General features: G+C 44.0%; 14 protein-coding genes and 2 tRNA genes. 7 read left to right on the plus strand and 9 right to left on the minus strand.

The window, feature by feature from the left end; translation table 11 throughout:
• Positions 1-10: 10 nt before the first annotated feature.
• Complete coding sequence (locus HUJ21_RS00640; RefSeq protein WP_291366420.1) at positions 11-1,279, minus strand: c-type cytochrome; 1,269 nt, start codon at positions 1,277-1,279, stop codon at positions 11-13.
• 370 nt (positions 1,280-1,649) lie between these two features.
• On the opposite strand from HUJ21_RS00640, the gene HUJ21_RS00645 reads away from it, so the two are divergent.
• Positions 1,650-1,720 (plus strand) — tRNA-Cys (locus HUJ21_RS00645).
• Positions 1,721-2,213: 493 nt separating this feature from the next.
• Here the strand turns inward: HUJ21_RS00645 and HUJ21_RS00650 are convergent.
• The 4 genes from HUJ21_RS00650 to HUJ21_RS00665 all read right to left on the minus strand — a co-directional run bounded on the left by HUJ21_RS00650 (position 2,214) and on the right by HUJ21_RS00665 (position 8,028).
• Complete coding sequence (locus tag HUJ21_RS00650; RefSeq protein WP_291366422.1) at positions 2,214-4,364, minus strand: transcriptional regulator; 2,151 nt, start codon at positions 4,362-4,364, stop codon at positions 2,214-2,216.
• A 326-nt stretch (positions 4,365-4,690) separates the two neighbouring features.
• Positions 4,691-6,901 carry a hypothetical protein gene (locus HUJ21_RS00655; RefSeq protein WP_291366424.1) on the minus strand — a complete coding sequence of 737 codons (2,211 nt, stop codon included), beginning with the start codon at positions 6,899-6,901 and terminating at the stop codon, positions 4,691-4,693.
• A 7-nt stretch (positions 6,902-6,908) separates the two neighbouring features.
• Positions 6,909-7,535: a thioredoxin family protein gene (locus tag HUJ21_RS00660; RefSeq protein ID WP_291366426.1), complete on the minus strand. Its 627-nt coding sequence runs from the start codon at positions 7,533-7,535 to the stop codon at positions 6,909-6,911.
• A gap of 4 nt (positions 7,536-7,539) precedes the next feature.
• Entirely contained in the window at positions 7,540-8,028 is a 489-nt protein-coding gene (locus tag HUJ21_RS00665; RefSeq protein ID WP_291366428.1) for a TlpA disulfide reductase family protein, read from the minus strand.
• A gap of 1,027 nt (positions 8,029-9,055) precedes the next feature.
• Between HUJ21_RS00665 and HUJ21_RS00670 the strand changes: the two genes are divergently transcribed.
• The gene (locus HUJ21_RS00670; RefSeq protein WP_291366430.1) at positions 9,056-9,922 is read left to right on the plus strand and encodes an alpha/beta hydrolase-fold protein; all 867 of its coding nucleotides are present in this window, start codon (positions 9,056-9,058) and stop codon (positions 9,920-9,922) included.
• A 35-nt stretch (positions 9,923-9,957) separates the two neighbouring features.
• Here HUJ21_RS00670 and HUJ21_RS00675 read toward each other — a convergent pair whose 3' ends face one another.
• The 3 genes from HUJ21_RS00675 to HUJ21_RS00685 form a co-directional block, all read right to left on the minus strand.
• Positions 9,958-10,395 (minus strand): nucleoside deaminase, encoded by a 438-nt coding sequence (locus tag HUJ21_RS00675; RefSeq protein ID WP_291366432.1) that lies wholly within the window; start codon positions 10,393-10,395, stop codon positions 9,958-9,960.
• Between the two features lie 195 nt (positions 10,396-10,590).
• Positions 10,591-11,238: a hypothetical protein gene (locus HUJ21_RS00680; protein WP_291366434.1), complete on the minus strand. Its 648-nt coding sequence runs from the start codon at positions 11,236-11,238 to the stop codon at positions 10,591-10,593.
• Between the two features lie 291 nt (positions 11,239-11,529).
• Positions 11,530-12,885: a DEAD/DEAH box helicase gene (locus HUJ21_RS00685; RefSeq protein ID WP_291366436.1), complete on the minus strand. Its 1,356-nt coding sequence runs from the start codon at positions 12,883-12,885 to the stop codon at positions 11,530-11,532.
• 69 nt (positions 12,886-12,954) lie between these two features.
• On the opposite strand from HUJ21_RS00685, the gene HUJ21_RS00690 reads away from it, so the two are divergent.
• The 5 genes from HUJ21_RS00690 (at position 12,955) to HUJ21_RS00710 (ending at position 19,445) form a co-directional block, all read left to right on the plus strand.
• Positions 12,955-14,298 (plus strand): dihydroorotase, encoded by a 1,344-nt coding sequence (locus tag HUJ21_RS00690; RefSeq protein ID WP_291366438.1) that lies wholly within the window; start codon positions 12,955-12,957, stop codon positions 14,296-14,298.
• 76 nt (positions 14,299-14,374) lie between these two features.
• Positions 14,375-14,450: transfer RNA gene (locus HUJ21_RS00695), tRNA-His, on the plus strand.
• Between the two features lie 575 nt (positions 14,451-15,025).
• Complete coding sequence (locus HUJ21_RS00700; RefSeq protein ID WP_291366440.1) at positions 15,026-16,942, plus strand: amylo-alpha-1,6-glucosidase; 1,917 nt, start codon at positions 15,026-15,028, stop codon at positions 16,940-16,942.
• 10 nt (positions 16,943-16,952) lie between these two features.
• Positions 16,953-18,233: a glycosyltransferase family 4 protein gene (locus tag HUJ21_RS00705; protein WP_291366442.1), complete on the plus strand. Its 1,281-nt coding sequence runs from the start codon at positions 16,953-16,955 to the stop codon at positions 18,231-18,233.
• Positions 18,234-18,236: 3 nt separating this feature from the next.
• Positions 18,237-19,445 (plus strand): glycoside hydrolase family 57 protein, encoded by a 1,209-nt coding sequence (locus tag HUJ21_RS00710; RefSeq protein ID WP_291366444.1) that lies wholly within the window; start codon positions 18,237-18,239, stop codon positions 19,443-19,445.
• Between the two features lie 57 nt (positions 19,446-19,502).
• Here HUJ21_RS00710 and HUJ21_RS00715 read toward each other — a convergent pair.
• Positions 19,503-20,243, minus strand: a 741-nt coding sequence (locus HUJ21_RS00715) for an SbcC/MukB-like Walker B domain-containing protein (protein WP_291366446.1), incomplete at its 5' end; no start/stop codon positions are given.

The raw sequence follows: 20,243 nt of genomic DNA on the forward strand, positions 1-20,243 counted from the left end.
TCGTAAAGATTTAATAGTGACACTTTGCGCATTCCAGCCCACCAATATCCTTGACCTTCAAGGCATCTTTGGATTCGGAATGCAATTGCACGAGTTTATCGTAGTATTCATTTCCCTGAGTCGTGACCTCAGTATTTCTGTGACAGTCTATACACCATCCCATGGTCAGGGCGCTGTGCTGGTATACCACTTCCATTTCTTCGATGGGGCCATGACAGGTCTGACACTCAACTCCGCCTACAGCGACGTGCTGGGAATGATTAAAGTAGGCAAGGTCAGGAAGGTTGTGAACCCTCACCCATTCGATCGGTTGATTGTTATCTACTGCATCGTAAATTTTTGCTATTTCAGGGGAAATACCCTCTTTGCCACCTACATTCTGGATGTGCATGTGACAGTTCATACAGATATTGGCTGACGGGATGTTGGCAGATTTGCCTATTTCCACCCCTGTATGGCAATATTGACATTCAATTTCGTATTGGCCGGCATGCAGTTCATGGGAGTAGGCTATGGGCTGCGCAGGGGCATAACCTTGTTGTACGCCTACCGTATATAAGCCGTCTATGGCAGTTTTGACTACAAAGGCAAGGACTATGGTCGTGATGATAAGGATAAAGCCATCACTCTTTAATATAGCAAGGTAATCCGTTTTCTGGTTGATAAAATCCTTATCTTCCTCATCCAGCTTGTCGCTGTTGTTCATGTATTTGGTCAATACCGATACAATCAATCCCAGAACTACCAGTACCAGGATCAGGACAATTACCAACACCACCAGGATGATGGTCAGGTATTCACTGGGAATGCCCCCGCCTGAACCTCCACCTTCTCCGGCAGCTACCCCACCTTCAGCAGCAGCAGCCTCCGCATCCGCTTTGCCTCCATATTCAATGTAGGCCAACAAATTCATCAGGTCCCCGTCACTCAAAAAGTCCATGGCCGGCATGACCGTATTGTTATACTCTTTAAATAAAGCCACGGCAGTGGCATCACCACTTTGGATAACGGCCTGGGAATTCAGAATAAAACTCTTCGCCCAATCCAGTTCCCTGCGGTCGGTAACCCCGCGCAGGGCAGGACCAATTAGCTTTTGATCCAGTCTGTGGCAGGTTTTACAGTTGGCATTAAAAATTGACTCTCCGGCAGAGATAGCATCCTCGCTGTCCGGAACTTCGGGGTCTACCGCATATGCCTGTGCTCCCAAAAACAGGAAAAACAGGATCAGCAGGTGATATAGGCGAATTGAAACCCCTTTTGATGAGCGCATGATCGACATAGTTATATATACTTTTTTCAGATTACCTCAGTGCAATTCAAATTCCCCACAAATGTACTACCCAAGTTCTATTTTTCAAACTTGCCGAAGCAGCCTCCAAATCATTGGGATAAAATTGTGTAGTCAATGTAAATTATTGTATTTCAATATTTTATGAATTTTTTATAGAACATTTATTTAATTTAGAACTGTTATAAATAACCTCTAATTGTCAATATTTGCCAAATAAAATTTACGCCGGAGCGTAGGCCAAAAGAATTTCCAATACGATCGGCAAAGAAAAGCCCTGTCTATGAAAATTATATTTTTAACTCCAGGTATTTGAATTCGGAAGTATTTATACCTAAATTTGCGCTTCAATTAAGCAAAAGGTCGAGTGGCCGAGTGGCTAGGCAGAGGTCTGCAAAACCTTGTACAGCGGTTCGAATCCGCTCTCGACCTCCGAAAAGCATCCCCAAAAGGGATGCTTTTTTTTATGCCCAAATTGCTCTTTATTTCCCCGGCAAGGAGCCTGTAATGCTGGTTCCCCAGGCTTAGATCAAAAAAATCAATCTTTAAAACAGGCTTGGCTAGCTATTACAGCTGGTTTCTTGCAACTCCTTTCTGTTTATGATGTCGGTGAGAGCAAGTCTAAGGTAAAACACTTTGCTCAGTATATTTTTTTCAGTATCAATTTTTGCCAACTCTGAAAATTCAATCGCAGATTTCCAATTTAAAATGAAGCCTGACAGTAGCGATTCACGAAGTGATGATTATTACCCTGCAGGGTTCCGCGAAAAAAGATCAGGGCAGGTTACTTCTACCTTCGGCAGGGTACAATTAATGCTCTCAGGCACCTATGTATCGGAATTTATTCCCTGTTTTTACCAGCTTTGGTTCCGCCCCTTCCATTTTTTTAAAGTGTCTGTCCCCAGGATCAGGTTCTTTGATCTTTTTACCAATACCCGTAATACCGTCCCATCCAGTAGGCTAACAGGTAGAAACTCCCACTCTCCTCTGACAGTCCCTTTCCTCCGCCGTCCAGTTGTTTGGGATTGGTGTTCCAGCGGGAAACATTACTTTCGCCGGGATTAAGAGCTACTAAAGCCTGTTCGACTCCTCCCCTTCCAGGAAATTCATCTCGTTTGATATCCCAGCGGTGGCTGTTGGTATAAGACCAGTTGACCTGGTCCAGCGGAAAATCTTCTAAGATTTGCTGCGCAATTTCCAAATCAAGCGCTTCCCCTAGCAGGCTGCTGCTAAGGATGTTCCATACAGGCATTCGATCGCTTCGGACCGCTTCCCATGACCGTCTCAGGCTTTTGAGGTATAAGGGGTAAGAAGGATCCTCTTTTGGGGTATACCGAAACAGATTGTGATAGGGAAAGAAATTCAGGATATCGTCCGAATGGCTGATTTCAAATGGATCGGTCATTTTAGCAGTAAAGGCATTTACAGCATATCCTTCTTTTTCGACCAAAAACCGATAAGCAATTTCATATTTTTGCTTACCGGTAAAATGGTAGGCCGTTTTCAGGTGGGAAAGGATTTGCAGGGAATTGAGTCCCCGCTCGTACATCCAGTTGGAAGACCGGTTGAGCGAATCCGGATTCCATATGCCCCAGCGGGTAGGAAGTCCATCGGCATCAATAAGCTGGAATTCATGGTCTACTATATGACCAACAATCCGGTCTATCAGGGCTACCACCTGTTTTTGTTGGGAGTCATTGGCTACCAGCTCATGAAACAGGGCCAGAGAAAACAGGTGCCCCACAATCTCGTCCGAACTGGTGTCATCCAGCCATTGCCACTGCCCATCGGCTGAAAGATGCCAGTTTTTGGGATGTGGGGAGCGGGAAGGAGCGACCAGATCGGCTGCTCTGGCATAGGAACGGGCAGGATAGCCATAAATACCGGTGACGGTTTCCAGTCTTTCCAAGGCCTCAAAGGTTCGCACGGCCCTTTCCCTCGCCGTTTCGTCCCTGGTAACTGCAAAACGATAACATTGGGCGATCAGGTAACAGGAGGTCCAAAGCCCATCATTATCCTCGTTTTCCATAAAACTACTGCTCAACTCCCCAGGGATAGCCAGTTTAGAGCGGTTGATCAATCCCAGTCGATTGTGGCGGGCTTCAAGCACATGTTCCAGGGAGTCTGCCTTCTCCTCCAGGCTCATCTGTACACTCCCTATTTCCACAATCCCCTGCGGAGTAGCTACCCAGACCTTTTTATTTCCAATTGCTAAAATATCCTGGACCCTGTCATCCGGTAACCACCTTTTCCCGGAAAAGTACTGCCAATCCCCATCTTTTTTGATCAGCCCTTTGGCAGTTGCCATCCAAATCACCCCATCTTTTTCTACGATTCGGGTAACTGGTCCGTATGGCAAGCCATCCGAGCCTTTGGCCAGCCAGTTGTCACCACTTTCCGCTAATTTGCCTACTGCTTTTGCTGAACTAAAGTAAAGGCTGCCTACACTAGCTGTTGGCTCCAAAGCCATATACCTGCTTTCATGTCCCGGGGCCATAACGATTCTGTCCATATTGGCCCATATTTCGTTTTTGTGCCGCCAGAGTCCTTTATTCCCGGCTACCCACCAGCTTCCATCTGAATCAATGGCAAGGGAGTTGATGCTAATTTCTGTCAGGGCTGGGGGCAGGTTCCATTCCCCATTCCAGACAAACAGCCCCCTGCTGCTGCCGGCAAGGAGGGTTTGGGTATCTGCCCAGGCAAGGCAAGTGATCGATTCCCCGGAATGCAAAGGAGGATTGGGGATTTTTTTACCTCCTTCAGACCAGATAGATCGCCCGTTGGAAAGCCAAACCTGGTGTGAAGGATCCATGGCCCCAAATTGCAATCCGCTTATATAAGGTTTTCCTGACCAGGAACCCTGATAATAGGTAAATAAGCCATGTGAAGTAAGCATGAGGACAGAATCGCCTCTTGCAAAAAGTTGGAGGACATTTTTTCCTGCTCTTTCAGGTAAAGTAATTTTTCTGCTGATTCCCTGATCGAAGTATACTGGTTGCTGGGAAAAAGAGGGATAATTCAGAAAAAGCATCAATCCTAAACTGTGGAGGAGCCAGTATTTGGTGGTTGTTTTCATAAATTTTCTGGTGGTAAGCATTGAAACTTAATTTTCTGCATACCCTTTTAGGCCTATTTAAGCCTGATTAAATGATCTCTTTGCCCTTTTCCCTTATCGGAAAGGTACCAAATGCTATACTTTGAGCACTGAAAGATAGGCTATTTCAAGAGGGATAGTCAAGGTGTTTTTCCAACTATCAGGCTTCCTGAATAGATAAAGACAGGGCTTTATATTCACTTGTAGCGCTCTGATTATTATACCTGTTGAAAGGTATAAGTTGACAGGGGATGCCCTTGCCTCCCCGGAGCAACAAGGTGCCAGATGTAGCATTCAGGAAGAAATGATCAAAAAACGATTTCGTAATAAATGGCTTTGGTTTCTGCTCCCCTGATTGCTATGGTGTTTGAGCTGACAGGCAATGTTTTGCCAGTTCTATTGCCTGCATGGTCAAGTACATGTACCGTAAAGGTCCGATCATCAGGCAGGCTGAGTTCCACATTGACAGGCTCAAGCAACACAGGTGCCTCGCCGGTGGCGAGCAATTCCGTCTTATTGTCATTGTATTCCATGCCAGTGTTTTTTGCACGGGCCATTGTGGTGACCAGTAACCTGTCAGCATCCTGAAGACCTCTGGAAGGATCCATACTGCTCAGGAATATAACGGCAAACTCATTGTCGGTTTTTATACTGAACTGGTCCAGGTCTATCTTTCTGTTTTTTGCAAACCCTACCAGTCCCTTTGTTCCTGCACTATTGATGGTAAAATGCCCTTTGTTCTCTTCTGTCCAGTACAGTTGCCCTGTATTGGAAACAATTCCCCCATCCTGTTTATAAGGTTCCAGGCTCCCTATTTCGTCCGGAAGATCTTCGCTGGTAAATGTTAAGGTTACTTTGCCCGCTGCCATCGCTTCTATGGGAAAATTGCTTTTAAAAACTTTCCGGTCCTGATCCTGAATTACCTTTTCATCGAAAAAGCCTGTTCCGGCTTCCAATGCGTCAAAATTAACTTTCCTGTCCACGATGGTTTCCCCCTCCATAATGTCCTTGCGGTACACCATCATGGCCAGGGCAGGGTATAATGCCAATTGGGTTGGTGAAGTAACGTTGTAGACTCCTCCCCAGGGAGGTGTTTGAATCGTGGGGGTATAGGAGGGCTGGTCTATGGCAAAGCTAAAGGAAGCATCCCATCCCTGAAGTCCCAGGCCATAGGCCGCAATAATCGGAGAACTTTCTGCAGTCCATTCTGATGGAATCAGGCTCATCCATTCAGACAAGGCAAAAGGCCGGTCACTGACTTGCTGCAAACCCGTCCCAAATAATCCTGAACCAATCTGGGACAACATGGAAGCATTGGACATTTTTCCAGTCTGTAGGTTATGGCCACTGCCTCCTCCAAAGTAGTTGTGTCTGTCGATCATTCCCACCTGATAATCTGCATACAGATTGTATAAATGGGAAAGTCCGGTTCCCGCCTGCCAGCAACTGGCCACAATGGTTCCTTTGTATCCCGTATCCCTGACCGCCTTCTGAAATTTCAAGTAAAATTTTGCCTGTTCCTCAAAAAGAAAATTTAATTTGTCCAGCACATGTTGCTTAACAGGCCTGCTTTCAGCCACTGCCTGCTCGTATTCCTGGCTGAAAAAGCCATGGTTGGGGTTGGGGTAGAGATTCTTTTTGTCCAAATGCGCTCCTTCGGAAATCCCCTCCCCATTCCAAACACTTTCTAATTTTGCCTGGGTACCGTACTTTGCCTGAAGCCAGTCGGAGAATTTGCGGCAAAGCAAGGCCCTGTAGGTAGGGGTTTGTTCCAGGGTTTTTTCTATGGCAGCCCAAAAAATATTATCCTCGTTTTGGAACTCCACAAAAGCAAGGGCAGGATCATCCGCATAGCGCAGACCTGTATGTGGATTTTTATGGTTGAGCATATTGACCACCAACTCAATATTCAGGGTTTGCAAATCCCCGGCAAAATTCACCAATGATGCCGTGGAACCGTTGAGGTGTGCCCATGGAAACTCCGTATTGGCCACTTCATCGTAGGCCAGAAGTCTGGTACTGTCGGCCGGTTTGACCCTGTGTCCATAAATGGGGGACCAGCCATAATAAATTCCTTTTTCACGCAAGGCATAGCTGAAATAATCGAAGTTCGCCCATTTCTCAGGTTTGATTTGGGTGGACTGCTGATCATCAGTGGCCTCCCAGGTGAACTTGTGAAACCTTACGCCATTGATGCCATATTTTGCTAAAAACCTTCTCCACTCATCTGCTTTTTTAGCGGAAGAAAATGGATTGCTACCATTGATATTGGTACCCCAAAATTTTACCGGTCGCCCATTTTCAAAGACCAGGTCATTGCCTTTCATCTGAACAAACCCGTGTTTTCCTGCAGGAGCATCCAGCCAACTGCTGAGATCCAGGTTGTTGGTCTGGTAGTAGTTCTTTGGTTGAAACGGGAACCAGTCGCCGTCTTGGCAACTTGCGGGTTTTGCCAGGCAAATAAACCAGATAATTAAAAAAAGAATGGAATGGAATATATATGAAAAGTTGGTTTTCATAATGACCCTACTCCGAGTTCCGGGACCATTTGATACTGCATCCTATGGCCTTGGTGGTTTTTTCACCTACATTTTGACCTTTGATCACTGCCTCCACCGCTTCTGCTGCATAGTGCCTGGTGACAGCTGAAGCATCCTGGTAATTGTTGTCTATGGCACCGATATACTTGACGATAAACTTCCCATTCTCTCTGTTCAGCAGGTAGACATGTGGGGTTCTGGATCCCCCGTATGCCTTGATGACTTCCTGGCTTTCGTCATGGAGATAGGGAAAGGGGAAATCCTTTTCCTGCGCTCTTTTTTTCATGGCATCAAAACTATCCCCCGGACTTACCTGAGCGTCATTGGGGTTGATGGCTATGACCGGATACCCCTGGGGAGCGTATTTTTCGTGCAATTGTATCATCCGATCCTCATAGGCTTTCACATAGGGACAGGTATTGCAGGAAAAAATCACAAAAGCTCCTTTAGCATTTTCCATACCACTGAGAGAAACCAGAGAACCATCCACATTGGTCAATTCAAAATCCATGGCTTCATCTCCAACGGAATAACCTGCATTTTGGGCCAGGGAAATTTGAGTGATGCACAGCAGTGCAAAAAAGGTCAGGATTAAAGGGTTTGTCTTTTTCATGGTTTTAGGGTTTGAGTTGATCGATCAGGTTTTGCAGTTCATTTGCTTCCAATTCTCCTTCATGAAAACGGCGCTTACCATCAGGTAAAATGAACAGGGTGGCTGGAATGGCACCTGTCCAGCTTTTATCCACCTTATCAATCCAGGAATTGAAATCCACATCATTGAGCAGGTATACGGGGGATTGGATGTTTTTTCTTTTCATAAAAGAAGTCACCCTCTCCGGTCTGCGCCCGTCATCCATAGAAATAAATACCAGTTCCAAATCCGGATTGTCCTTACTGGCTTCTTCGAAATGGGGCATTTCACGTATACAAGGGGCGCACCAGGTGGCCCAGAAGTTATAGATGCGCAGTTTTTCCGAATCTGCCGAAGTCAGGGACTCAAATTCTTCAAAGGAGATGATTTTAAAATCCGGATCAGGATTTTCGGAACTTGAAAAACCCGGTATCAGCATAAATAATACTGCAAATTTTAAAAAAAATGTATTCATTTAATTGGATTTAGAAAGGTTGATGTTGGTAACTTTTCTAACGAAATTGCTCCCTTAGGGTTTCGGAGGGGATTGAAGCTGGTTTTTTTCCTGGAGAGAAGGAGCTTGTGGGAAAACCTATTGTTGGAGCCTGATAGCCGCCAGTTTTAATTAATTGCCAAGGATGCGCAATACAGCCGTCAGAATTATTTAAGAAAATAGGTTTAAATATTGACAGATAAGACAATTGAAAAATAATTTTCGTTTTTAACACGATAAGACAACTCATCTAAGAAAAAACTAATTATAAAGTTGACGGAATCGATAAAAGTAAAAGGAAAATCAGGCTACAGCCTAAAAGACTTGTCTGGGGCATGGGAAGATTCTCGGGATGCAAACGAGTTTATAAAGAAATTAGAGATTCAAGAGTAAAAAAAAAAGATAACCTGAAATTCTTTTGTACTACCTGTTTGGTACCAATATTAGGTGTGCATTTTTTTTGTTGAAAATTGTGCAATTTCTGAAATCACATTAGGAAAACATGTCTTCGGAGCATAAATCAATTTGGATCCTGATAAAATCCCCTGCTTTTGGAGCAGTTCATTGAGCTAAAAGGCGACATTCGCAGCATACAGATAAACTGGAGTAATTGCCTGAAGTATTAGGGTATTCCAAAACAAAAGGAGCCCATTCAAATCCGGAAAGAAAGGCACTTTTTGTTGGTGATCATATAGATAGGGGACTTAAAATAATTGAAGTCTTGCCAATCCTTAGTCCACGGTAGACGCTGATCATGCCATTGCCTTAATGGAGAACCACGAATGCCATCCCCCCTGTTTTCATTTCAAAGCATCTGAAAGTGGGCACCTCAGGGAACATCTTATTAAGAATATCCTTCTACAGCGGGAAACTTTACAGCAGTTTCAAAACAGACAAATCTTCAAACGATAGTTTTTGGTTAAAAGTAAATTGAGTAGATTGTGTCCGTAATGGTGGGATAGCCATTTTTACACTCAGGAAAAATTCAAACCTCAACCCAACTTTAACAATGAAGCCTTTACAACTCCTTTTGCCCTTGCTTTTGATCACGGTCTGCAGCTTGCATGCCCAGGAAAGTCGTGTTTTTGATGCGCTCAGCATGGAAAGCGAAATCCTGAATATGGAGAGAAAATTTGCCGTTTACCTGCCTCCAGGATATGAATATTCGCAGCGTTCCTACCCCGTTCTTTACCTGCTACACGGTGCCGGAGACGATCAGACAGGCTGGGTACAGTTTGGAGAAGTGCAGTATATTGCGGACAAGGCCTTTTCCGAAGGCATTGCCACACAGATGATCATCGTCATGCCTGATGCCAATACAGGTAAAAGGGGATATTTTAATGATGTGAACAACGACTGGCGCTATGAGGATTTCTTTTTTGAAGAGCTGATGCCCTATGTTGAGTCCCAGTATAGGATCAAAAAGGAAAAGCGCTACCGGGCTATTGCCGGCTTGTCCATGGGCGGTGGAGGCACCTTCTTTTATGCCATGCATCGACCGGACCTGTTTTCTTCTGCCTGTCCCCTCAGTGCGGCTTTGCGCAATTTCAGTTTCGAGGATTTCAAAAAGGGGTTGGGAAACAACCAAACACCAATCAAAGAACCTTCCACTTTGGAAGCCTACTTCGACCTGCATCAGGCCTTGCGTCAGATCGAACTGAATGATCCGGAGGATATGAAATCCGTCAAATGGTTTTTTGACTGCGGGGATGATGATTTTCTATACGAAGGCAACAGCCTGGTGCATATTGCCATGAAGAAAAAAGAAATACCGCACGAGTTCAGGATCCGGGACGGTGCCCATAACTGGACCTACTGGAGAGAATCCCTTCCTCATGTATTGAGTTTTGTTTCGGATACTTTCAGGCAGAAATAAGCGGGACTATTTTCCGCTATGAAGTAGCAGCGGGACTATGCTCCTATGTCCTCCTGCCAGAGGCCGGGGTATTCCTGAATAAACCGCTGCATCAGGGCCAGGCAGCTGCTGTCCTGGAGCACAGTTAGCTGTACTCCATTTTCTCTGAGCAGCTGCTCGGCTCCCATAAAGGTCAGGTTTTCACCAATGATGACTTTGGGAATTCCGTATAGCAGGATGGCGCCCGAACACATGGGACAGGGAGAAAGAGTGGTATACAGCACGCATTGCCTGTAAATGGAAGCTGGTTGCCGGCCGGCATTTTCCAGGGCATCCATTTCCCCATGCAGAACGCTACTGCCTTTTTGTACCCTTTGGTTATGGCCCCTGCCGATGATGTTATCCTGGTAAACCAATACCGAGCCAATGGGTATGCCACCACTTTCCAGGCCGGATTGAGCTTCTTCAATGGCCGCTTGCATAAATTGATCCATAGGCGATGTCTGTTTTTCTCCTGGAAATTTAGCAAAAAAAAAATAAGCTCACGGGTTTCCCGAAAGCTTATCTGATAGATTAAATTATAGTTGGATGAAATTGAGCATGACTAGAACGTCACACAGTGGGATGATTATAAAGCATGCGAGATTCCATGTGGCAACTTAAAGACAATTAGAAACACATGAAATGTTTTAGATTTTGGTATAGGCCATTCTTTTGGAAACTTTCTTCATCAGGGCCTGAACGATTTCTTCATTCATGCTTTCTTGATTGGCGGCAATGCCATTGTGGAATTGAACCAACAGTTCACCGTCTTCAGCATTGAAAATAGACAGGTTGATCACCGCCAGATTGGTGAGGTTTTGTTTATTTCGACTTTCACAGTCAATGTTCCCCTCTTGACCTGCCTTGGGCTGATTGGTCTCATAATAGCCCATCACTACTGCGTCTACTCCTAAAATATGCGCCAAATGCGCAGGACTATAGCTGTAATAATTTTCAGGGGTAATGCCTGCTGCTTTCAATTTGGCATTGGAAATGGCCGGCGCCTGTATGGTAACGGACAATTTTCCATTCTCCTGCCTTTGCAGAAACCAGCTGTAAATGGCTTTTTGAATGCTTTCGCCTTCAGTTTTTTCCATCGAAGCCAACTGCTGCCCACTAATGGTATCCATTTGATCCGGCAGTAAGGTTACTTTCGTGAGAAATGGGACTGTAGCGATTGTTTCATGGGAATAAGCAATGTTTTCAAAATCTGCATTTTTAAAAAACTGCATTTGCCCCCATAGCTGGCTGACCATCATAAAAGTCAGCAAAAAAACACACATGAATCTTTTCATGGATTAATAAGATTAAAAGGTGAATGATCTCTATTTACGTTAAAAAGCTGGAAAAAATCCAACACCGACTTCCTCTTCGATACGCATCACCCTTAAAAATTTGGTAATGATACGGAAGCAAAGATCATATAAATTACCAAAATAAAAAAATTTATTTCACTAATAAACAGTAACAAAATATGTGTTAATTTCAATTTACAAATTTATATTTTTAAAGGGCAAATAATTGCGTACAAATAGGTTTTTCATTTTTTGGTTTAAAATTTAAATGGAAACCAGGAACACAGGCGATCAACTCTTTTTCCATTTGCCTTTGGTTTTCATTTGGTTCCGGTTTTTTTTAGCCTTACTATTTTTGTTTCCCCGTTTTTTAGGTTTTTCCTGCGCTTTTTTGGGCGGAGATTTTTTTTCATGGAAAGCCCCCTTAAAATCGGGATCACTTCCTCTTTTTTGTTTGTCTATTTCCATTTCATAGGCTTGTTTTTCCTCAAACGGGGTTTCGTGTACTGTAACATCCCTGGGAATGCGGCGTTCCGGAACCTGCATTCGGATAATGCCCTCTATTTTTTCAAAATGGTAGACCTCTGCCGGATTGATAAAAGTAAAGGCTATGCCCTCATTTTCTGCTCTGCCGGTCCTTCCAATCCGGTGTACATAATCTTCGTAAATCAGGGGAACATCAAAATTGACCACATGGCTGACCATGCTTACATCAAGACCCCTGGCAGCCACATCGGTGGCCACCAATATTTTAACAGTCCCTTTTTTAAATTCCTCCATGCTGTTGATGCGCGTATTCTGACCTTTGTTGGCATGGATGACCCGGATGCTTCCGGGCTGGTGATGCTCCAGGTAACGAAATACGGCTTCGGCATTCTTTCTGGATCTGGCAAACACTATTCCTCTTTCGAATTTGTTGTCTTTGACAATTTTCTCCAGCAGGTTCAGTTTGGTTTGGAAATTGGGCACAAAAAACTTGGCTTGTGTAATGGTCTCAGCAGTGGTGGCCTGCTGTGCTATTTCCACCCTCTCCGGAAACTCAAGAAATTCGTGTGATAATTTTTCAATTCTTTCGCTAAAAGTAGCAGAAAAAAGGAGGTTTTGGCGTTTTACCGGGATGATTTCCAAAATAGCCCTAATCTGGGGCAGAAATCCCATATCCAGCATTTTGTCAGCTTCATCCAGGATCATGGTTTTGATATCCCGGGTATACAACACTTCTTTTTTGTACAGGTCCATAAACCTACCCGGAGTGGCGATGATGATATCCGCACCCTGTGCTACTTTTTCTATTTGAGGTTTTGGTCCAAGACCACCATACAAGCATACAAACCGCAGGTCGGTGTATTTTCCCAAACCCATGATGTCTGCTTCTATCTGCATGACCAGTTCTCTGGTCGGTGCCAGTATCAGCGCCCGGGGATGCTCCCCCTGCGCATATTTGACCTTATAAAGGAGTGGTAGCAGGTAAGCCGCAGTTTTACCGGTACCTGTTTGGGCAATACCAAGGATGTCATGACCGGAGAGGGCGAGGGGGATGGCTTTTTCCTGGATAGGGGTGGGTTTTGTATATCCGATTTCTTTTATCGCGTTTAAAAGTTGGGTATTGAGTTTAAAATTTTCAAAAGATTGCAGCCGATCGGACATGATTTTATAATTTTAAGGAAAATATGAGGAATGAAATTTTCATACACCCGCCCATAAAAAACAAATGACATGAAAAGAATATTGATCCGTGATGCAAATATAGTGAATGAAGGGAAGATAATGCGAGGGGATACCTATATAAAGGAGGGGTTGATTTTTGCAGTTGGAGGAGACCTTTCCGGTCATGAGGCCGATATTGAAATAAATGCCGGGGGAAAATACCTGTTGCCGGGTTTAATTGATGATCAGGTTCATTTTCGCGAGCCCGGATTGACCCATAAAGCTGAAATTTACACGGAAAGTAAGGCTGCAGTGGCTGGAGGAATCACCAGTTATATGGAGATGCCCAACACTGATCCACAAACGACCGACCTGGAATTGCTGGAAAGTAAATATGATTTGGCGGCAGGAAAATCCCTGGCCAACTATTCTTTTTACCTGGGAGCTACCAATGACAATATTGAGACTATCAAACAAGTCAATCCGGAAACAGTCTGTGGAGTGAAGGTTTTTCAGGGATCTTCCACCGGAAATATGCTGGTAGACAATCCGGATAGCCTGGAGAAAATATTCAGGTATTGCCCTATATTAATCGCCACCCATAGTGAAAATGACGATATCATCAAGGCCAACCTGGAAAAATACAAAAAGGAATACGGGGACAACATTCCAACCCGTTTCCATCCAAAAATCCGGACAGAGGCCGCCTGCTTCGACGCCTCCAAGACAGTGGTGGACATGGCAAGAATGTATGGTAGCAAGCTACATGTCCTGCATATCAGCACAGCCAAGGAAGTCCGGCTTTTTGACCATAGGCTTCCATTGGAGGAAAAACGCATTACGGCCGAGGCCTGTGTGCACCATTTGTGGTTTGCTGAAGAAGATTACGAAGAAAAAGGCAATTTCATCAAATGGAACCCTGCCATTAAAACCGCAAAAGACAGGGAAGGCATTTTAAAAGGGCTACTTGATGGGCATATCGACGTAATTGCCACGGATCATGCCCCACATACCCTGGAAGAGAAATCCCATCCTTACACCTCAGCTCCTTCAGGTGGTCCCCTGGTGCAGCATTGCTTGCCGGCTTTGTTGGAAATGTACCATGAAAATAAAATAAGTCTGGAGGAGATTGTTCAAAAAACCAGCCACAATGTGTCAGTACTTTTTGAAATCGAAAAGAGAGGTTACCTCCGGCCGGGATATAAGGCAGATATGGTATTGGTTGATCTAAATGACCCCTGGGAAGTAAAGCGAGAGAATATCTTATCAAAATGCGGCTGGTCTCCCTTTGAGGGGCAGACCTTCCGTTCAAAAATCACCCATACCATCGTTTCCGGACACCTGGCGTACGATAATGGCACATTTAACGAAAGTAAAAAGGGGGAAAGGCTTAAATTTTCAAGAAATATATAACATTATTTTGCTTGACTAAAAAAAGCATATTACCTTTGCGTTCTCTTCTGATAAAAGGATCAAAAGAGCATCAAATGGTGATTGTAGCTCAGCTGGTTAGAGCGCTGGTTTGTGGCACCAGAGGTCGCCGGTTCGAACCCGGTCTTTCACCCAGACCCTCCCCAAAAATGGGAGGGTCCTTTTTTATAAGGACAGATTTAATGTTTTTAGGGATGTTTTCAAATTAGGCCATTCAATGGGCAAAATTTTAAAACACTTTGAAACGAATTACGTTTTTTGACAAGAATCATGATGTGGCATATAGATAATTTCAAACCTAATTTAAATCACAAAAATTACCATCGCCATGCAGGTTGATTTATGGCATTTTATTTGATTATCATTTGTTTTAGGATTTATTTAATATTCAGAAGTCATGTTCCAATTATTCCGCCCTTCTAAAAAATTCCCTCAAATCAGGTATGTCAATTTGAGTCAGATTCAACAGTATATCATGAAATTTGAGGAGTCTATAAAGAATTTGGAAGAAATCCAAAACGAAAGTAGCTGATCCATAGCACTGTATAATGTAATACAACAGGGCATTTATGCCCTTTTTTTGTGTCTTATTTTTTCCTGAATAGCTTTTTTACCTGCAAGAAAAACTTATTTGCACTAGTTTTTCCAACATTTATTTTACTTTACGAAGTATTCAAGTATTTTTATGAAAACCACAAAAATTGTTTAAATGAGCTACATACATTTCGATAAGACGCAACTCATCAACCTGAATTATTCTTTGGAAAAGGAAATAATTCGATCTAACCGCTCAGGTTGTTACACGAGTACAACGATTATCGGCTGCAATACAAGAAAATACCATGGTTTGCTCGTGGCGCCACAGCCTCAGATTGATGGTCAGCTGCATGTTTTACTTTCCAACGTCCACGAAACCATTGCCCAAAAGGATGCGGTTTTCAACCTTGGTATTACCAAATATCCTGGCAATTATTATCCGAGGGGGCACAAATACCTTGAAGATTTTGATTCAGAACCCATCCCTAAACTCACCTACCGGGTAGGAGGAGTCCTTTTGGAAAAGGAAATCATTCTGGATTCCACGGCAGATAGGGTTATGATCAAATATACCTTGCTGGAGGCATTGATCCCTACCAAAATCAGGGTGAGTCCTTTCCTGGCTTTCAGGGGCTACCACACCCTTTCCAAAGCCAATACTTATGTAAATAAAAAAATCAAGAAAATAAAAAACGGGGTTCAGTTCAAATTGTATGACTCCTATGACGCCCTTTCTTTACAGGTTTCAAAGGATAATGTCTTTGTACCCGTACCCGATTGGTTTTATAATATTGAATACATCAGGGAAATCGAGCGGGGCTACGACTATCAGGAAGACTTGTATGTGCCTGGGTATTTCGAATTTGACATGGAAAAGGGTGAATCCGTCATACTTTCAGCCGGATTGAAGGAAGCAGATCCGCAAAAACTGCAGGCTTCTTTCGAAAAAGAGATCAGCAGGAGAATACCCAGGGACAATTTTGAAAATTGTCTTAAAAATTCAGCAGGACAATTTATCAGCAGAAGAGGAGGGGAAACAAGGGTCATTGCCGGTTATCCCTGGTTTGGCTGGTGGGGAAGAGACACCTTTATAGCACTGCCAGGATTAACCCTGACCATGGGGGATTCACAGACTTTTCTGGAAGTCATGGATAGCATGTCCAAGGATCTGAAAGGCGCACTGTTCCCGAATGTGGGCAGCGGGGTGATGACCAATATGAATTCCATTGATGCACCCTTGTGGTATTTTTGGGCATTGCAGCAATACGTGCTGTTCACAGGGGATAAGGAAACCATTGTATCGAGGTACCTCGAAAAGTGCAAAGGCATCATTGAAGGCTTTAAAAAAGGGACGGCTTTCAATATTCACGTAAAGGAAAATGGCTTGTTGTGTGGCGGTGAGGAAGGGATTGCCCTGACATGGATGGATGCCGTTACCAAGGATGGTCCGGTTACTCCCAGAATGGGATGCCCGGTAGAAATCAACGCCCTATGGTACAATGCACTGTGTTTTTATCATGAACTCACCGGGGATGCAGCCATCAGGGCGTTGGCTGACAAGGTTGGGGAATCCTTCTTGGAGGTTTTTTGGAGCGATAAAAAAGGCTACCTGGCCGACGTTGTGGATGAAGATGAAAAAGACTGGTCCATCCGGCCCAATATGGTTTTTGCCACTTCTTTGCCCTACAGCCCATTAAGCAATGATCAAAAGGATCAGGTTCTGGAGGTGGTTAAAAGCAATCTATTCACCAATAGAGGACTCAGGACACTGGCACCAAGTGATCCCAGATATAAGGGCTATTACAAGGGCGACCAGTATGAACGAGACAATGCCTATCACCAGGGGACGGCCTGGCCCTGGCTTTTGGGTCATTTTGCTGAGGGTTACCTGAAGCTGCATGGCAAACAAGGTAAAAAGCTTGTGGAAAATATGATCAGTAGCTTTGACGGTGTAATGACCCAATATGGTATAGGCACCATAGCGGAAATTTATGACGGAGATCCTCCCCACCGACCCAAGGGCTCTATTTCCCAGGCATGGAGTGTGGGGGAATTGTTAAGGATGAAATATTTAATCAATAATCTCTAAAAGGATTTGTATGAAAGTTTTAATGTTTGGATGGGAATTTCCACCCCATATCTCCGGAGGATTGGGTACTGCCTGTTATGGGCTGGTAAAGGGAATGGCCCACCACAAACAAGACCTGATTTTCGTTGTCCCTAAATTGTGGGGAGATGAGGATCCATTGGCCGAATTTGTCAATGCCAGCGATGTGGAAATCGATTACCGGGAGCGTCGTTTTCGGGATATCTGGAAAAACCTCACCTACCTGGAGGTCAGTTCTTTTTTAATCCCCTACCTCAGCCCGGAAGAATACCAAAACCATACAGAAAGATTACTCAAAGACCAGGACGAATTGGAATCCAGTGTACTGGCCAATAAATTCAGTTTCAGCGGTAAATATGGGAAAGACCTGATTTTAGAAGTTTCCCGCTATGCATTGGTAGCAGCACAGATCGCAAAAAACAAGGAGTTTGATCTGATACACGCCCATGACTGGTTGTCATTTCCAGCAGGGATAGCGGCTAAGAAAATGAGTGGCAAGCCATTGATCGCACATGTTCATGCCACCGAATTTGACCGGTCAGGGCAGACCGTTAACCAAAGGGTTTACGATATTGAAAGAGCAGGAATGGAAGCGGCAGATAAAATTATTGCCGTCAGTCAGCTGACCAAAAACACCATTGTTTCCAAATATGGTATTCCCGAAGAAAAAGTCATTGTGGTGCACAATGCCGTGTTAGACACCAGTATCATCAAATCCAAAGAAAAGAAAAAAGTACCTGAGAAAATTGTTACTTTTTTGGGGAGGATTACTTTCCAAAAGGGCCCCGAGTATTTTGTGGAGGCGGCCTACAAGGTGATCAAAAAAGATGACAATGTAAGGTTTGTTATGGCAGGTTCCGGGGATTTATTGAACCGGATGATTCAACGGGTGGCGGAATTGAGGATTGGTACCAAATTTCATTTTACAGGATTTCTAAAAGGCGATGATGTGGACAAAATGTTTGCACTAAGTGACGTATATGTGATGCCTTCAGTTTCCGAACCTTTTGGCATTTCCCCACTGGAGGCCGTAAGGCACAATACTCCGGTCATTATTTCCAAACAATCCGGTGTGGCCGAAGTGCTGCAAAATGCCGTCAAGGTAGATTTTTGGGACATAGATACCATGGCGGATGCCATTTTTGCGCTGCTCCATTACAATGGGATTTCCAAAATGTTTAAGGAGTTAGGTAGAGAGGAGTTGAAAAAACTAAAATGGGAGCATGTGGCCAAAAAAGTAATCGATATTTATACGCAAACTGTTAATCAATAGGATATGAGAACCATTTGTTTTTACTTTCAAGTACATCAACCGTTCAGATTAAAGCCGTATCGATTTTTTGAAATTGGTGATGATCATGATTATTGGGATGAATATTCCAACAGGAATATCATGAATAAAGTAGCAAAGAAATGCTATCTGCCCATGAATCGGCTTTTGCTGGAACTCATTCATAAATACCAGGGTAAATTTAAGGTTTGCTTTTCCCTATCAGGGTCCATTCTTGATCAAATGGAGGCTTATGCACCTGAGGTTTTGCATAGCTTCCAGGAGCTGGTGGCAACTGGAAATGTAGAATTGCTCAATGAGACCTATGCGCATTCGCTATGCGCACTTAAAAGCGAATCTGAGTTCAGAGACATGGTAAAATTGCACCAGGAGAAAATCAAGCACCACTTCAATGGCTATGAACCCAAAGTGTTCAGAAATACAGAGTTGATCTACTCAGATAGTATTGGAGAAATGGTTGCAGGTATGGGCTTCGAAGGAATCCTTTCTGAAGGTGCCAAACACATCCTGGGATGGAAAAGCCCCAATTTTGTCTATGTCAATGCCAATGAACCAAAACTCAAGGTCTTACTTAAAAATTTCAGACTAAGCGATGATATTGCATTCAGGTTTGGGGAAAAAACGTGGTCTGATTATCCCCTTACCACGGATAAATTTATCAATTGGCTGAACCAGGTCCCACAGGAAGATGAGGTAATCAACCTTTTTATGGATTATGAAACTTTTGGAGAACACCAATGGAAAGAAACCGGCATTTTTGAATTCATGCGGCACCTTCCGGAGGCAGTGCTCAACCGAACCAATTTTGGCTTTTCCACCCCTTCGGAGGTGATTGCCAATGCATCTCCCGTAGGCAAAATAAATGTGCCTATTCCCATATCCTGGGCAGATGAGGAGCGGGATCTGACCGCCTGGCTTGGCAATGACCTGCAGGATGAAGCCTTTGACCGGCTATTTGAGCTGGAAGGAATGGTAAAAAAATCAAAAAACCCGGAAATTCACCGGGATTGGCGCTACCTGCAAACCAGTGACCACTTTTATTACATGTGTACCAAGTTCTTCTCGGATGGCGATATACACGCTTATTTCAGTCCTTACGAAAGCCCATACGAAGCCTTTATCAATTACATGAATGTGCTTAGTGATTTCATCCTGAGGCTTAAGCAGGATCAAAAAGAAAATATTTCTATATAAATTATTTTCACCGAAACCTATGCGAAACAACCCCCTGATCTTAAGGGGTTGTTCTTTTTAGGAATAACTGTACCGCACCTGGCTTCCCCTATCGGGATCCAGTTCGATGTTGGCATATACTTCTATTTCCTGTTGCAACTCTTCTACATGGCTGATGATGCCCACTATGCGGTTTTCATGCCTGAGGGCTTTCAATGTTTCGAAAACAACCCTTAGGGAGTTTCTGTCCAGGGCACCAAAGCCTTCATCCAGGAAGAAGAAACTTTGGTCGGCCTGATTCAGGGATTTTACCTTTTCGGCCAGGGCCAGGGCCAAACACAAAGAGGCCTGAAAAGTTTGCCCACCGGACAGTGTTTTCAGCAGCCTTTTCTTTCCCCCATTCAGGTAATCCACCACCCAAAAGGTATTGTTGTCATCGATTTCCAGGCTCAGGCTGTTTTTCGTTAGTTTGGAAAACCTTAAATTGGCCGTATTACAGAGTTCCCGGAGATATATCCGGCTAACGTATTTTACAAACCCGCTTCCTTTAAACAACTGTTCCAACTCCCTGAGGTAAGATAGCCTTATTTCCAGTTTTTTAAATAATTGGTTGAGCCTGGATTTTTCATCCAGTTTTTCCTGGGTTTCAAGTATGACCTGGTTCAGAAGGGTAAGCTGGTTTTGGATTTTTCCCAGGGCCTCCTTCTCAGCCGAATGCCGGGTAGTTAACTCAACAAATTTTTCCAGGTCAAAATCTTTCACCCCCGGGGTATTCTCCAGTACCGAAATCCTGGATTTTACCACCGAGCAGTTTTTTTC

Origin of the sequence: Cyclobacterium sp. (assembly GCF_014762705.1) — a bacterium.
Lineage (GTDB): Bacteria > Bacteroidota > Bacteroidia > Cytophagales > Cyclobacteriaceae > Cyclobacterium.

Excerpts from the sequence above, each read along its gene's own strand:
- HUJ21_RS00640 (WP_291366420.1), bottom strand. The coding sequence starts at position 1,279 with ATGTCGATCATGCGCTCATCAAAAGGGGTTTCAATTCGCCTATATCAC.
- HUJ21_RS00650 (WP_291366422.1), bottom strand. The coding sequence starts at position 4,364 with ATGAAAACAACCACCAAATACTGGCTCCTCCACAGTTTAGGATTGATG.
- HUJ21_RS00655 (WP_291366424.1), bottom strand. The coding sequence starts at position 6,901 with ATGAAAACCAACTTTTCATATATATTCCATTCCATTCTTTTTTTAATT.
- HUJ21_RS00660 (WP_291366426.1), bottom strand. The coding sequence starts at position 7,535 with ATGAAAAAGACAAACCCTTTAATCCTGACCTTTTTTGCACTGCTGTGC.
- HUJ21_RS00665 (WP_291366428.1), bottom strand. The coding sequence starts at position 8,028 with ATGAATACATTTTTTTTAAAATTTGCAGTATTATTTATGCTGATACCG.
- HUJ21_RS00670 (WP_291366430.1), top strand. The coding sequence starts at position 9,056 with ATGAAGCCTTTACAACTCCTTTTGCCCTTGCTTTTGATCACGGTCTGC.
- HUJ21_RS00675 (WP_291366432.1), bottom strand. The coding sequence starts at position 10,395 with ATGGATCAATTTATGCAAGCGGCCATTGAAGAAGCTCAATCCGGCCTG.
- HUJ21_RS00680 (WP_291366434.1), bottom strand. The coding sequence starts at position 11,238 with ATGAAAAGATTCATGTGTGTTTTTTTGCTGACTTTTATGATGGTCAGC.
- HUJ21_RS00685 (WP_291366436.1), bottom strand. The coding sequence starts at position 12,885 with ATGTCCGATCGGCTGCAATCTTTTGAAAATTTTAAACTCAATACCCAA.
- HUJ21_RS00690 (WP_291366438.1), top strand. The coding sequence starts at position 12,955 with ATGAAAAGAATATTGATCCGTGATGCAAATATAGTGAATGAAGGGAAG.
- HUJ21_RS00700 (WP_291366440.1), top strand. The coding sequence starts at position 15,026 with ATGAGCTACATACATTTCGATAAGACGCAACTCATCAACCTGAATTAT.
- HUJ21_RS00705 (WP_291366442.1), top strand. The coding sequence starts at position 16,953 with ATGAAAGTTTTAATGTTTGGATGGGAATTTCCACCCCATATCTCCGGA.
- HUJ21_RS00710 (WP_291366444.1), top strand. The coding sequence starts at position 18,237 with ATGAGAACCATTTGTTTTTACTTTCAAGTACATCAACCGTTCAGATTA.